This is a genomic window from Adhaeribacter swui (genome assembly GCF_014217805.1).
GTDB classification, from domain to species: Bacteria; Bacteroidota; Bacteroidia; order Cytophagales; family Hymenobacteraceae; genus Adhaeribacter; species Adhaeribacter swui.
Window position 1 is genome coordinate 2027584 of the sequence record NZ_CP055156.1, and the last position, 14526, is coordinate 2042109.

The following is a 14526-nucleotide window of genomic DNA, read 5'->3' on the forward strand; positions in this document are numbered from 1 at the left end:
TTTTTAAAAACAGTACTGCCGCTTAATCGTGTTGGCTGCAAGAATGCCGCCTTATGTACCAATTAGCTATAGTTCGCAGCTACAAGCTTTTTAACCGTTTCATAAAGTTGCCGAAAGCTGGCCGGAGTTCTTCGAACAAAGCATGATCGCGGTTTTTCAGCATTACTTCGCTGAACAACTTTAACCCCAAGGCAAACTCCGCGGCTTGCGCCGGGTTATTAAACGGATCTTTTTCGCGCAGCCGTTCTATTATCCCAAAAATCTCGTCGTGATTATCAAAGTTTAACGCTAACGCTTTGGGTGGCTCTGTTTGGCCGTTGGCGTATTGCTGTAACGTTAAAACTAAATGGTATTTGTAGGTTTTCTTTTCCACGGATTTTTAAATTTAAGTTTATAACGAAAGCTGGATGCAGAAGATTTTAACCGGCAAGCAGCTCTATAGCTTACTACTTATATTGCTTTAAAAAGCATGCCGGCGGTTAATCCGGAGCCCTGCCAACATTTTTTTATCTTCCCCCATCCTTACTGCCATTGCAAAACTTAATAATAAAAGATTGCCCGATATTATATGTAATCTGCCGATTTTATACTGGTTCTATAGCGTGTTCGAGCACATATTGTATTTTTTTATGCGTTTTCGAACACTTTTTTAACTTTTTGCTTGCTTCTTTTACTTTTAGTTAATAAGTTTAGTACACCGTGTTGCTTCTACTTTAAAAATAGTGTTTACCCCTAAGTCTTGCTGTTGTCTTTGTTGCGAGCAGAAAAGAATGAACCGGTAAGCAAGGGGGAATGATAAGCCTAGCCAATAAGGATATTATACGCCGCAAAGAAAAATGGCAAGCTTAGCCAGGAAAAACACGAATAAAACAAACTGGAAAATTTGTGTGTTGCGCAGATAATACGCGAAAAATCAATAACTTAGTAAATAGCCGCACCTCTATGAGCAGGAATGCAAGCCCCACTTTGGTAGTAATGGCCGCTGGCATGGCCACCCGCTATGGCAGCTTAAAACAAATAGATGCTTTTGGCCCCAACGGCGAAACTATTATCGAGTATTCTGTTTACGATGCCATACGGGCAGGTTTTAAAAAAATTATTTTCATCATCCGGCAATCGGTGGAAGAGGAATTTCGGCGGGTTATGCAGAACAAGTTTCCGGACGAAATCGAAATAGATTACGTGTTGCAGGAACTGGATAATTTGCCCGATGGATTTACCGTACCGGAAAACCGGGTAAAACCCTGGGGCACCGGGCACGCCTTGTGGGTAGCGGGCCAAAAAATTAAAGAACCTTTTGCTATTATCAACGGCGATGATTTTTACGGCAGCACCTCGTATGCTCAGATTACGCAATTTTTTCAGCAGGAAAATGCGCCAGCGGGCTGTTTGGTGGGCTACCAACTGGTGAATACACTGTCGGATAATGGGGCCGTGTCGCGGGGAGTTTGTGAGCGCGACGAAAACGGTTTTTTAAAAAGCATTACCGAGCAAACCCACATTCAGGATACGCCCGAGGGCATTGTGGCACAAACCGCCAATGGCGAAATTTTAAAATTAAGTGGCTGCGAGATTGTATCGATGAATTTGATGGCTTTTCAGCCTGAGGTTTTAGCTTATTTTGAAGAATACCTGATTCAGTTTTTAGAAAAAGAAGCCCATCAGCCCAAAGCCGAGTTTTTTCTGCCTACGGTTATTAACAACCTGGTACAGGAAAATAAAATTAAGGTGCAGGTAATCGAGTCCGGCGAAAAGTGGTTTGGGGTAACTTATCCGGCAGATAAACCCGTAGCCGTGCAAAATTTAAAAAAACGGATCGATAAAGGCATTTATCCGGAAAATTTATGGAATAACACCTTAGAAACCGCAGACTTAGCATGAAAAAGAGTAGTAAGGAAGCTTATGATTTGCCCGATATTATCGCCCAGTTTAAAATACAAGGTACCGTTGGTGCTATCCAAACGCATGGTTCCGGTCACATCCACGATACTTTTCACGTAGCCAACCACCAGGCCGAAGCCCCGGATTACCTGCTGCAGCGCATTAACCACCATATTTTTAAAAATGTGCCCTTGCTCATGGATAACATCCGGCAGGTAACGGCGCATTTGCGCGAAAAACTGCAAACTATTCCGGGCGCCGAGCCCGGGAAAGAAGTGCTTACTTTAGTACCTACGCACCACGACCAATGGTATTACCAGGACGAGGCCGGCAATTACTGGCGCATGTATTATTTTTTAAAAAATACCAATTCCTACGACATCGTACAAACCCCGCAGCAAGCTTTTGAAGGCGGCAAAGCCTTCGGGCGGTTTCAGGCTTTGTTAGCCGATTTAGCCGTAGACCGGGTGCACGATACCATTCCTAACTTCCATAATATCCAGAGCCGTTTACAAATTTTCCGGGCGGCAATCCAGAAAGATCCGGTAAACCGGGTAAAAGACGTGGCCCCCGAAATAGCTTTTGTGGAAGAACGCGCCGAAGCCATGAGCACCATTCTGCGTTTAGGTGAAGCCGGCGCTTTGCCCTTACGCATTACCCACAACGATACCAAGTTTAACAATGTGCTGCTGAGCCAGGATAATAAAGCCCAGTGCGTGATTGATCTGGATACCGTAATGCCCGGCTACGTGGCCTACGATTTCGGCGATGCCATTCGGACTACGGTAAACACGGCTGCCGAAGACGAAAAAGATCTGGAAAAAGTAACCGTAAATATGGCCTTGCTCGAAAGCTTTACCCAAGGTTTTCTGGAAGAAACCAAGCTTTTACTTTCCAAAACCGAAATTGAATCTTTGGCTTTGGGTGTGTTATTGTTGCCTTACATTATGGGTCTGCGTTTTTTAACCGATTACATCGATGGCGACAATTACTACAAAATTCATTTCCCGGAACATAACCTGCAACGCGCGCGGGCCCAGTTGCAACTCGTAAAAAAACTCGAAGAACAATACCCGCAAATCGAACAAATTATTCGCACCTGCGCCCAGGTAAAGCCGCAACTAAGCACAATCGCTAAATAAGCTATGAAAAAACTGGAAGTACCTTATTTGCCTTTACTAAACCGGCAAAGTCCCCTGGAAGAAGTTGCTCCGGAACTGGATAACCTGGAAAAAAATCTGTTGGATAATACCCCTTGGGCTAAATACAGCTACAAGCCGCAGGTGCAGTTTGTTTTGGGCTACAACCACGATTGCATTTTTTTAAAATTTTACGTCGACGAAGAAGCCGTGCGGGCCAAGTTCCGCAATATCAACGATCCGGTTTATAAAGATAGTTGCGTCGAGTTTTTTATTTCGTTTAACGGCGAAGAAAATTATTATAACCTGGAATTTAACTGCTTAGGAACCTGCCGGTTGGGGTTTGGTGCCAGCCGGGAAAACCGGCAGTTACTGCCCGAAGAATTTATTCGGAAAATTAAGCATTCTGTGATTTTGCAAAAAACGGCGCTACCCAACGGCGAGCGGGTTACGTCTTGGGAATTAACCTTGCTTATTCCGGCGGAAGTGTTTACCCAGCATGCCATTACAACTTTTCAAGGGATAAACGCCCGGGGAAATTTTTACAAATGCGGCGACGAATTACCGCGCCCCCATTTTGTAACCTGGAATAACATTTACGCCCCGGAACCTAACTTTCATTTGCCGGAATATTTTGGGGGGGTGCAATTTGTGTAAGCTTGCTTTTAAAAGAAATTTTAAAAAATCGCCTTTTGCATGCAGATAGAAGCTTGATAGACAGAGAAAAGAGTAAAGCTTAGAAGGGTAGAATAAATTCTATAACTTAATCAGAATGGTAGTTTCTGCTTCACCGGAGATCTACATCACTTCAGAAAATTAAAAATTTTAAAAATAACTAAGTTCCAGAACCATGAGCAATAACCGTCGTGAATTTTTAAAGCTGGCCGGATTAGCCGGTGTAAGCTTGGCCGGCACCGGCCTGATAACCTCCTGTGCCTCCTCCGGGTCGGCTGCTACGTCGATGGGTAAAAACCACCGGCAACAGTTTAACATGAGCAACTACGCCGCACCCAAAATCGAAACTGTACGCATTGGCTTTATTGGCCTGGGGCAACGCGGGCCGGGAGCCGTAAAACGTATCAGTTACATGGATGGCGTAGATATTAAAGGTTTATGCGATATCCGGCCCGAGAAAGTAGCTAAAGCCCAGCAAATTCTGGCTGGTTCCCCGCACCAACCCACCACGTATTCCGGTAAAGCCGATTCGTGGAAAGAAATGGTAAACCGCGATGATATTGATTTAATTTACATTGCCACACCTTGGCAACTGCACACGCCCATGGCCGTTTACGCCATGGAGCACGGCAAACACGTAGCCGTAGAAGTGCCCGCCGCCACTACCCTCGAAGAATGCTGGCAGCTGGTAGAAACTTCCGAAAAAACGAAAAAGCATTGCATGATGCTGGAAAACTGCTGCTACGACTTTTTTGAATTAATGACCTTAAACATGGCCCGGCAAGGTTTCTTCGGCGAAATTATTCACTGCGAAGGCGCTTATATCCATAACCTCGTGGACCTTAATTTCTCGAAAGAAGGCTATTACGAGATGTGGCGCCTGAAAGAAAATTACCGAAACGGTAGCTTGTATCCTACCCACGGTTTAGGTCCGATTTGCCAGATCATGAACATCAACCGCGGCGACCAGATGGATTATCTGGTATCGGTATCCAGCAATGATTTTACTATGGGCCCTACCGCCAAGCAACTGGCTTCTACGGATAGTTTTTACCAGGAATTTGCCAACAAGCAATATCGCGGCAACATGAATACCACCACCGTGCGCACCAAAAAAGGCAAAACCATTATGATTCAGCACGACGTATCGTCTACCCGGCCTTATTCGCGCATTCACCTGGTAAGTGGCACCAAAGGCGCGGCCAGCAAATGGCCCGGCCCAGCCCGTATTGCCACCAGCCACGAAGACTGGGTATCGGAAGCAGAATTCAAAAATCTGGAAGAAAAATTTAAACCCGAGCTGGTAAGTAAACTGGGCGAAATGGCCAAGCAAATCGGTGGCCACGGCGGAATGGACTTCTTGATGGACTGGCGCTTAATTGATTGTTTACGCAATGGTTTGCCATTGGATCAGGACGTGTACGATGCCGCTCTGTGGAGTGCTATTGCGCCATTAAGCGAAAAATCGGTAGCCAACCGATCTACTTCCATGGATGTGCCCGATTTTACCGCCGGTGCCTGGGAAAAGAACCCACCCGTGGATATTTCGCTACGCGGCGGAGGCTCAACTAAGGTGAAGGTTTAGTTGTTCGGATTTCGGGTTGGTAGGCGATACAAAGCTGTTTGTGAAGACACAAACAGCGGCGGGTGGCACCAATAGCGGCAGGTAAATTGGCAACATTGCAAAAACCCGTTTGTGAAGATACAAAGGGGCAGGGGAGGTCAGGGTAACCTGGCATTAAACACAAGATCCTGACTTGCATGGCAACAACTATGTACAACACTTCAGTTCCTAGGTTCCATACCCGCCATAGTCAATGTATTTACTGACAATTTTTAAATTTTTAACACAAAACAGAATCCGGGAGCATACCGGATACAAAAAAAGGAGGCTCATCAGCCTCCTTTTTTATTCTGCATCTATGTAATAGCTTAAGTTTTCTTTGGTAATAATATCCAGGGGCAGGTATTTAATCGGGTTGATGTCTTTTTTAAAAACCAGGAAATCGCTGAGTTGGTAAATGCTCCAGTAGCCCTGGCCTTTGGGGTTTTGGTTGATTATAAAGTTGATCACGCCGTCTTCCAGGTACTGAATGTTTTTGGGTAGCAAGTCATAACCGATCAGTTTGATGTTGGTTAACCGGTGTTTCTCCAGGTAAAAAGCAATTTCGTAGGCTTTGGAATTGGTAACGTAAATGCCTTTTAAATTGGGGTGTTCTTTCCGGAGTTGAGCTAGTTGTTCGGTAAAAGCTAAACTGTTGGGGTTGCTCAATTCCTGCCGGGCTACGGTGTACCGGTTTTTTAAATTTTCCTGCAAAAAATAATCGGTAAAGCCTTTTTCCTTAGTAATTAAGTGGGCGGAGTTGGGAATATCTTCGTTAATGTGGGCCACCAAAACCGTGCACGGATCGGGTAAACCGTAGTGCAGCATTTTAGCCGCCAGAAAACCGCTTTGATAAGAGTCTTGCCCAATGTAGCTCAATGGCGTGCTATCCTGTATCTGTGTGTTAAACAACACATACGGAATTTCTTTCTGCGTCCACTGTTCAAAAAACGGTAACACTTCGCGATAAAAAACCGGTGCCAGAATAATTCCGTCCGGAGCAGATTGGGTAGCTTCCGCGGCTTTTTTTAAAAAAGAATCAATGTTGTACGGGTTAAAAATAAAGGGCTTCACCGCAATTCCGTACTGCTTTAGCTCCTTCTCGGCTTTTTCTATCCCGGATTTTGGCGCTTCCCAGTACGGATCAATCAGAGGGTCCGGAATCAGGGCGGCCAGGTAAAAGTTGCGGTTCGATTTTAAAGTACGGGCAATCAGGTTGGGTTCGTAGTTCATTTCCTCAATAATCCGGAGGATTTTCTGCCGCACATCTTCGGCCACCCGGCCCCGGTTGTGCAGCACCCGGTCTACGGTGCCTTTCGAAACCTGCGCTTTTTCAGCAATATCTTTTATCCGTACAATTTTATTATGCAACATGAAAACAAAGTAAGCAGTGATTTTAAAATTTTATATGTATCTGTTTTACCCATGGTAATTAACCTTTCGGGTTAAACAAAAATAGAATAGCAGCAACAACGCAATAGTATACACAGCGTTTAGGGCAGGCAGAGGGAGGCGGAACCAAGACTTACCTTCGCAAATACTTGATTAATATTGAAATTCCCAAGCTAGCTTTATTACGATTTAGTAAATATTTCTTGTGTTTAGGTAATTTATAACCGTGCAGCCGCCAAAAAGTTAAAGTAAGGAGCCCTTTATCAGCAAAATCAATTACTTAAATTTAAAAATTTGTTTTTAAGCCGCATTTCTCGCGCTGAGCCGATTAGTAGAAAATTAATTTTTTTAAAAAATCTCTTTAAAATCTTTATTTGTTTGGGTATGCCATTAGATAAAACGCAATTGATTAAAAGATTTGCGTGTTCGAACACAATTGTATCTAAATTTTGAGTGTTCGAGCACATTTTAGCTTTATTTTATTTGTTTGTTCTTTTCTCTTTATTATATTTGTTTAGTAACGATTAAAAATAGCCGCAGTACAACTCAAGAGGTTCTACTGGGTTTAGCTGACCAGTGAGACTAAACAAAACTACCTTCCTAAGGGGTGTTTGTTTCTGATTTATCGCAATTCCAAGATTCTAACGCGTTTTCTTTCGCCATAATCCGGCAAAAGAAACATTACATATAACCAAAATAAATTTGTCCTAATCCGGCCTTCTGGAAGCAATTCTGGAGGGGCTATGGCTTTGCTTTGGCTATTCCAAAGTAAAAATTGCCGGCGTTAAACCCAACAGGTAACTCCTGTTAAGTTCAAGTGCCGGTGTAACGTGTATCAATCTAAATTTTTCTGTTATGTTGCGAAAAACTACTTCCTCTTATTTAAAGGTTTTTTTGCTGTGCAGCTCGGTTGGGCTAGGCCTTGTGCCGGTTGGGGCACGGGCGGAAAGCAGTAACTCTTTTTCTTATTTTCAGGAAACTACATTTCCGGTTAAAGGCAAAATCCTGGATAGCAGAGGAGACGCTTTAGCCGGGGTAACTGTAATGATAGAAGGTACCAGTATTGGTACGCAAACTGATGTGCAGGGCAATTATACTTTATCCGCCCGAACCGCCAACGATGTGTTGGTTGCCAGCTTTATTGGATATAAATCGGTGCGCATTCCGTTGCAGGGTAAAAGTGAGGTGCTGATTACTCTGGAAGAAGATGTATCGAAGCTGGATGAAGTGGTAGTAGTGGGTTATTCCAGCCGTTCGCAATCGGAATTGGTAAGTTCGGTTTCGGTGGTAAAAGGCAGTGAGCTGCGCGACGTAACCAGTAATAACACGGCTAATTTGCTGCAAGGTAAAGCCGCGGGGGTAGTAGTATCCAACAGCAGCGGCCAGCCCGGAGCAACGCCCACCGTCCGGATTAGAGGTACGGGTTCAATTTCGGCCGGGGCCGAGCCTTTGTACGTGGTAGACGGGGTAATTGGCGGCACCGCCAACCCTACGGATATTGAAAGTATTTCGGTTTTGAAGGATGCCGCAGCAACCGGCTTATACGGTTCGCGGGCCGCCAACGGGGTAATTGTAATTACTACCAAGAGTGGTAAAGCCGGAAAAACGCGCGTAAGCTACAGCGGAACTACGGGTATTGCGCAAGCTACTACCGGTAAGTTTGAGTTAATGAACGGGCAGGAGTTGTACAACTTCACAGACAAAATGTACCAGAACGACTACACCGGTAAACGCAACACCTACATTGGCGAACTAACCAAAACTAACCCGAACCCAACCGAAAGCGACATTAACGCTTATTTAACTTCTAAAGGCTTGCCTTTAAATTACAACGATTACGTAAGTGGCGTTTTACCCGCTAGTCCACAGAATACCAACTGGCAGGATTTAGCTTTCCGGACTGCTAAAACCAACAACCACCAATTGTCGCTTTCGGGTGGTACTGATAAAACCCGGTTTTATATAGGCGGTAATTATTACCAGGAGCAAGGTACGGTAATCAACACGGATTATGAGCAAACCAACCTGCGGGTTAACCTGGACCATAATATTAATCCTAAACTAAAAATAACGACCCGGGTAAACGCGCAGTTCTCAAACCGGAGCGACGATCCGAGCGATGCTATTGTGGATTCGTACATCAACATGCCCTGGGATAATCCTTACAACCCGGATGGTTCGGTAAAATACGTGGATTCGGATACCGAGGGCTGGTTTGGCCGCGACCGGAACAACTTCTTGTTTACCAGTTTATACAACTACAATAAACTACGCTCGCAGTCGCTTACCGGCGATTTAAAGCTGGAGTACAATATTTTAAAATGGCTTACTTTTTCTACGACCAACCGCTATACTACCGGCAACACCCGCCTGGAGTATAACAACGATTCGCGTACGCCTAACGGCCAGTCGGTTAATGGCGAGTTAAGCAATGAATACGGGTACACCAATAGCTTTTTGTCGTCAAACCTCTTAACTGTTGATAAATCGTTTGGCAACCACACCATCCGGGGCATATTAGGGGCAGAGTCGCAAACTAATTATTCCGATGGCATTAACGCTACCGGGCAAGGTATTTTCCCGGGTTTACAAACCTTAAGTTCGGCCGCTACGCCGCGTACGCTGGGTGGCTATAAATTAAAAAATAACTTTATCTCGGGCTTTGTAAACGTCGATTACGATTTCAGCAGCAAATATTTTGCTACAGTATCGTTCCGGCGCGATGGTTCTTCGCGGTTTGGCCGGGATAATCGCTACGGTAACTTTTATTCCTTTGGCGGGGCATGGGCTGTTTCCAACGAAGATTTCTTCCAAGGTTTATCCAATAAAATTCATTTGTTAAAAATCCGGAGCAGCTACGGTACCACCGGTAACGCCAACATCGATGATTTCGCCGCGCAGGATTTGTACCAGTTCGATGTGCAGTACGCCGGTCAGCCGGGTGGTTTTCCGCGCCGTTTAGCTAACCCCAACCTAACCTGGGAAAAAGCTTATACCTACGATGCCGGAGTAAACATTGGCCTGTTTAACCGCATCGACTTGGCCGTTGATTTTTATACCCGGCGCAACAATAACATTCTGCAGGATGTGCCGCTGTCTTCGGCGAGTGGTTTTTATTTCCAGACCCAGAATATTGGTGCCGTACGCAACAAAGGCGTAGACTTTGAACTGACTACCCAAAACATTAAAAAAGCTTTTACCTGGGAAACCAGCTTAAACCTAAACTTTAACCGCAATAAAGTTCTGGAATTATACGGGGGCCAGCCCATCGAAAACAATAACCAGCGCATCGAAGTGGGGCGTCCGATTGGGTCGTGGTACATGCGCGATTGGCAAGGCGTAGATCCGGCCAATGGCAACCCGCTGTGGTTAGTACAAACTCCCGATGGCTTAACCCGCAGCACCACTAACTTATACAACAGCGCTACCCGGGTATATACCGGCCTTTCTAATCCGAAGTTTACCGGCGGTATGCGCAATACCTTTGCCTACCGGGGCTTTACCTTATCGGCTTTCATGAGTTATGTGTATGGCAACAAGGTGTATAATGCTAACCGCGAAATTTTTGATGCCGACGGCGCTTATCCTACTTACAATAGTATTCGCCTGATCGATGGCTGGAGCCGCTGGGAAAAAGAAGGCGATAATGCTACCCATCCTTTGCCTGTTCTGGGCGGTAATCTAGCTTCTAATAAGCCTTCGTCGCGGTTCCTGGAAAATGGCAGCTACCTGCGCTTACGCAACGTTACTTTTTCCTACGATTTGCCCACGGCTTTTATCAACAAGTATAAAATTGGCGCGGTACGGGTATTCCTGAGCGGCGATAACCTGGTAACCCTTACCAAGTTCTCGGGCATGGATCCAGAAGTAGATATGGAAGATGGTACCGCTAATGCCAAGTACCCGATCAGTAAAAAGTATTTGTTCGGCGTGAATATCGATTTTTAAAATTTTTAAATTTTTAGAGATGAAATCAGCTACTTATAAAAAATATATTTTCCCGTACTTGCTGGGAGCCACACTTTTGGGCGGTTGCGCCGATAAACTGGACATTAAACCCTATGATGGGCTTACCATCGACCAGACTACCAGCACCCCCGAAGGGTTAAAGGCCGCTACCATTGGTAATTACACCTACATTAAAGACGAGTACTACGTGCGGAACTACCATTTTATGGCCGAGTTCCCCAGCGATAACGTGTCGCTAAGCGGTACTACTTCCGACCCCTTGTTTTACGCCTATAATTACCGGCACCTCAAAACCATGGCGGTAACTACAAACTTTTTCCGGAAAGCGTACCAGGCTATTTACGGTACCAACGTGGTAATCGAAAAGTTAAAAGAAGGTCAGTCGCCGGAGTTAGACCAGGTATTAGGCGAAAATTACTTCCTGCGGGCCATGGTGCATTTTGATTTGGTAAACTTATTCGGCCGGCCTTACGCCCAGGATAACGGCGCTTCACCGGGCATTATGATCCGGAGCAACACCGATGTAAACGATTTGCCGGCCCGCAGTACCGTGAAAGAAGTGTACGACTTTATTATCGCGGACCTGGACAAAGCGGCCACCTTAATGCAAAGCGAAAAAAGCAGCAGTTTTGCCTCCAAAGAAGTAGCCTATGCTTTACTGTCGCGGGTGTACCTGTACATGGAGCAAAATGAAAAAGCCATTGAAATGGCAAACAAAGTAATTAACTCCGGCCGCTATTCCCTGGTTTCTACCGCCGACCTGCCCAAGTATTTTACCGTAGCCAACGAAACCAACAAAGAAACCATTTTTGCCATCAAACACACTCTGAAAGACGACCGTGAATGGGGCGCTATCGGGTCGATGTATTTAAGCGATGGCAAAGGCTGGGGCGAAATGTACGCTTCGGAAAGCTACCGGAATTTAATCAATAAATACCCCCAAGATAAGCGCCGCGAGTTTATTGTGCCGGTGTACGAAAAGAACGCCGATGGTACCGTTAAAACCGACGCCAGCGGCAATCCAATACTGGCCAAAAGAAATGGTTTCCCAAAATACTACATCACCAAGTACTCGTACCAGGAAGGCGTAGTAACGCTGAGCTCGCCGGTGTACCTGCGCTTAGCCGAAATGTACTTAACCCGCGCCGAAGCCAACGCCAAGCTGAGCAACGACCAGGCCGCTCTGGACGATGTAAATTTAATCCGCACCCGCGCCGGTTTATCCAATGATGCCTTATTTACTACCGGCGATCTAAAAGGCTACGCCAGCGTGTTAGACGTGGTGCTGGAAGAGCGTCACCTGGAATTTGCCTACGAAGGCTTGCGTAAGTTTGATGTATTCCGGAACAAACGCACCATGGTGCGCAATTACCCGGGCACCCACATTCTATCGGGCCAAACTACCCAGGAAATCCCTTACACCGACAGCCGGGTCGTCTTTTTTATCCCAGAGCAGGAAATCGTGCTAAATCCCAAACTGGTGCAAAATCCTGATTAATTTCATTTAGACACAAGTATCAAGATACAAGTATCATGATGTTAGATATAAGACTTTAGTAAAGGTAGAGGCTAAACATCAAATGGTTATTATGTCAGCTTTAACTGTGGTAGTAGAAAGTTAAATATGATTCTGTGCTTAACTAAAAGCAGGCAGACGGAATAATTTTTTAAAAAATCGGTCATTCAGGAGGAACCTATTTCGCTCCGTAGCAAAATAGGTTCCTCCTGAATAGCCCATTACAAGATGTAGGTTTATCATAAAATAAACCTGCTCAAACCAGTAAAAAGTCTCTATTTGGAATTAAGTTCAAATTCTATCGCGAGCGTCCTCGCTCGTGAGATTTATCGTCCGGCCTCTGGCCGGTTGGGACTTGTTGCTGATTTGCTTTTAGGAAAGGTATATTGGTTCGCCCGGCCAGAGGCCTACCAGATAGTAGACACGAGCGAGGACGCTCGCGCCAGTTTCATAAGAAAGAGCGTAACAGCTCTGTTCCTTTAAAGTGGTAGGACGAACAGTTTAAATGATTAATATGATGCAGGCCCTGTTAAACTAATTAATTTATCAAGGGCATTAAACCAAGAGAGTCCTTGTAAACGCATTTTTTTATAACGCATCAAAGCAGCAACGTAGGCAAAGAAAAAATTTTAAAAAAACTTATCGGATGAAGAAACAGCAGATTACTTTACAAGCCGGACTTTTTTTATTGGTATCTCTTTTTTGGCAAAGTACGGCTTGGGCGCAGGTAGCGCAACGGTACGACGTTATTCCACAGCCGCAAAAACTGACACCGCAGTTGGGAACGTTTACCTTAAACCAGAATACCCAGTTTGTTTTGCCCGCCAAACAAACCCAAGAATACAAAGTAGCCGCTGATTTTTTAGTAAACCTGGTAAAAAGCGCTGCTGGTTACGAGTTAAAATACGCGAAACCTGCCGCCAAAGTCAATCAAAATACCGTTGCTTTTGTGGTTGATACTACTATCCCCAACGACGAAGGCTATAAACTGGAAGTAACCCCCAAAGCTATTACGGTAAAGTCCAGAAGTCCGAAAGGGGCTTTTTTTGCTTTGCAAACCATCCGGCAATTAATGCCCGCCGAAGTAGAAAGTAAGACCGCTACCAAAAGTTTTGCGATTCCGGCCGTAGCTATTGAAGATGCCCCCCGCTTTGGTTACCGCGGCGTGATGCTGGACGTAGGTCGGTACTTCTTCCCGGTTAATTTTTTAAAAAAATACCTCGATTTACTCGCCTTTTATAAGATTAACACCTTTCATATGCACCTGACCGAAGATGCCGGCTGGCGCATGGAAATTAAAAAATACCCCAAGCTGCAATCAATTGCCGCCTGGCGCGACAGCACGGTAGTGGGCCACGTGAGCGATAAACCCCGCAAATACGATGGCAAACGCCACGGCGGTTTCTATACCCAAAAAGAACTGAAAGACTTAGTAAAATACGCCCAGGACCGGTTTATTACCATTATTCCGGAAATTGAAATGCCGGGCCATTCTTTAGCTGCTTTGGCTGCCTACCCCGAACTGGGCTGCACCCCCGATACCACGTATAAAGTTTTAACTACCTGGGGCATTCAGAAAGATATTTTTTGCCCCCACGAAGCCACGTTTACTTTCTTGCAGGATGTGCTAACCGAAGTAATGGCGGTTTTCCCGAGTAAATACATTCATATTGGTGGCGACGAAGCGCCCAAAGACCGTTGGAAAAAATCGCCGGTAGCCCAAGGTTTAATCAAGAAAAATAACTTACAAGACGAGCACGGCCTGCAAAGTTACTTTATTCAGCGCATCGAGAAATTTGTAAACAGTAAAGGCCGCAGCATTATTGGCTGGGACGAAATTCTGGAAGGTGGATTGGCGCCGAATGCCACGGTAATGTCGTGGCGGGGCGAAGCGGGCGGTATTGCTGCGGCCAAACAAAACCACGACGTGATTATGACGCCCAACACGTTTATGTACCTCGATTATTACCAGACACCGCAAAAACGCGAAGTAGAACCCGTGGCGATTGGCGGTTTATTGCCCCTGGAAAAAGTATACTCCTACAACCCGATACCGGCCAGCTTAACCCCCGCTGAAGCCAAACATATTCTGGGTGTGCAGGCCAACGTCTGGAACGAGTACATCGGTACTTTTGATCATCTGCAACACATGAGTTTCCCGAGGGTTTGCGCCATGGCCGAAGTTGGCTGGACCACCCCCGAGAAAAAAAGCTACCCGCAATTTAAAGACCGCTTAACCCAACACGTAAAGCACCTGGAAAAGCTGCAGGTAAAATTTGCACCTTACTTTTTAACCGAAACCGCTACTACGCTGCCGGCAAATATTAATCAGTAAATAGTACAGGAAATAA

General features: G+C 45.4%; 9 protein-coding genes. 7 read left to right on the top strand and 2 right to left on the bottom strand.

What is annotated here, in order from left to right; translation table 11 throughout:
• Positions 1-79 precede the first annotated feature (79 nt).
• Entirely contained in the window at positions 80-373 is a 294-nt protein-coding gene (locus HUW51_RS08990; protein ID WP_185273639.1) for a DUF3861 domain-containing protein, read from the bottom strand.
• A 569-nt stretch (positions 374-942) separates the two neighbouring features.
• Between HUW51_RS08990 and HUW51_RS08995 the strand changes: the two genes are divergently transcribed.
• The 4 genes from HUW51_RS08995 (at position 943) to HUW51_RS09010 (ending at position 5280) form a co-directional block, all read left to right on the top strand.
• Positions 943-1881 (top strand): nucleotidyltransferase family protein, encoded by a 939-nt coding sequence (locus HUW51_RS08995; protein ID WP_185273640.1) that lies wholly within the window; start codon positions 943-945, stop codon positions 1879-1881.
• Positions 1878-3023, top strand: a complete 1146-nt coding sequence (locus HUW51_RS09000) for a phosphotransferase enzyme family protein (RefSeq protein ID WP_185273641.1) — start codon at positions 1878-1880, stop codon at positions 3021-3023. Before HUW51_RS08995 ends, HUW51_RS09000 begins: the two co-directional genes overlap by 4 nt.
• A 3-nt stretch (positions 3024-3026) precedes the next feature.
• Positions 3027-3677, top strand: a complete 651-nt coding sequence (locus HUW51_RS09005) for a carbohydrate-binding family 9-like protein (RefSeq protein WP_185273642.1) — start codon at positions 3027-3029, stop codon at positions 3675-3677.
• Positions 3678-3870: 193 nt separating this feature from the next.
• On the top strand, positions 3871-5280 hold the full coding sequence (locus tag HUW51_RS09010) for a Gfo/Idh/MocA family protein (protein WP_185273643.1): 1410 nt from the start codon (positions 3871-3873) through the stop codon (positions 5278-5280).
• A gap of 324 nt (positions 5281-5604) precedes the next feature.
• On the opposite strand, the gene HUW51_RS09015 is transcribed toward HUW51_RS09010, so the two are convergent.
• Positions 5605-6672: a substrate-binding domain-containing protein gene (locus HUW51_RS09015; RefSeq protein WP_228466977.1), complete on the bottom strand. Its 1068-nt coding sequence runs from the start codon at positions 6670-6672 to the stop codon at positions 5605-5607.
• A gap of 873 nt (positions 6673-7545) precedes the next feature.
• Between HUW51_RS09015 and HUW51_RS09020 the strand changes: the two genes are divergently transcribed.
• The 3 genes from HUW51_RS09020 to HUW51_RS09030 all read left to right on the top strand — a co-directional run bounded on the left by HUW51_RS09020 (position 7546) and on the right by HUW51_RS09030 (position 14510).
• Positions 7546-10638, top strand: coding sequence for a SusC/RagA family TonB-linked outer membrane protein (locus HUW51_RS09020; protein ID WP_185273644.1), 3093 nt, complete (start codon positions 7546-7548; stop codon positions 10636-10638).
• A 19-nt stretch (positions 10639-10657) separates the two neighbouring features.
• Entirely contained in the window at positions 10658-12157 is a 1500-nt protein-coding gene (locus HUW51_RS09025) for a RagB/SusD family nutrient uptake outer membrane protein (RefSeq protein WP_185273645.1), read from the top strand.
• Between the two features lie 664 nt (positions 12158-12821).
• Positions 12822-14510, top strand: coding sequence for a beta-N-acetylhexosaminidase (locus HUW51_RS09030; protein ID WP_185273646.1), 1689 nt, complete (start codon positions 12822-12824; stop codon positions 14508-14510).
• Positions 14511-14526: the final 16 nt, after the last annotated feature.

Bases quoted from the DNA above. Each gene is read 5' to 3' on its own strand.
- HUW51_RS08995 (WP_185273640.1), top strand. From the start codon at position 943: ATGAGCAGGAATGCAAGCCCCACTTTGGTAGTAATGGCCGCTGGCATG.
- HUW51_RS09030 (WP_185273646.1), top strand. From the start codon at position 12,822: ATGAAGAAACAGCAGATTACTTTACAAGCCGGACTTTTTTTATTGGTA.
- HUW51_RS09015 (WP_228466977.1), bottom strand. From the start codon at position 6,672: ATGTTGCATAATAAAATTGTACGGATAAAAGATATTGCTGAAAAAGCG.
- HUW51_RS09005 (WP_185273642.1), top strand. From the start codon at position 3,027: ATGAAAAAACTGGAAGTACCTTATTTGCCTTTACTAAACCGGCAAAGT.
- HUW51_RS09020 (WP_185273644.1), top strand. From the start codon at position 7,546: ATGTTGCGAAAAACTACTTCCTCTTATTTAAAGGTTTTTTTGCTGTGC.
- HUW51_RS09025 (WP_185273645.1), top strand. From the start codon at position 10,658: ATGAAATCAGCTACTTATAAAAAATATATTTTCCCGTACTTGCTGGGA.
- HUW51_RS09000 (WP_185273641.1), top strand. From the start codon at position 1,878: ATGAAAAAGAGTAGTAAGGAAGCTTATGATTTGCCCGATATTATCGCC.
- HUW51_RS09010 (WP_185273643.1), top strand. From the start codon at position 3,871: ATGAGCAATAACCGTCGTGAATTTTTAAAGCTGGCCGGATTAGCCGGT.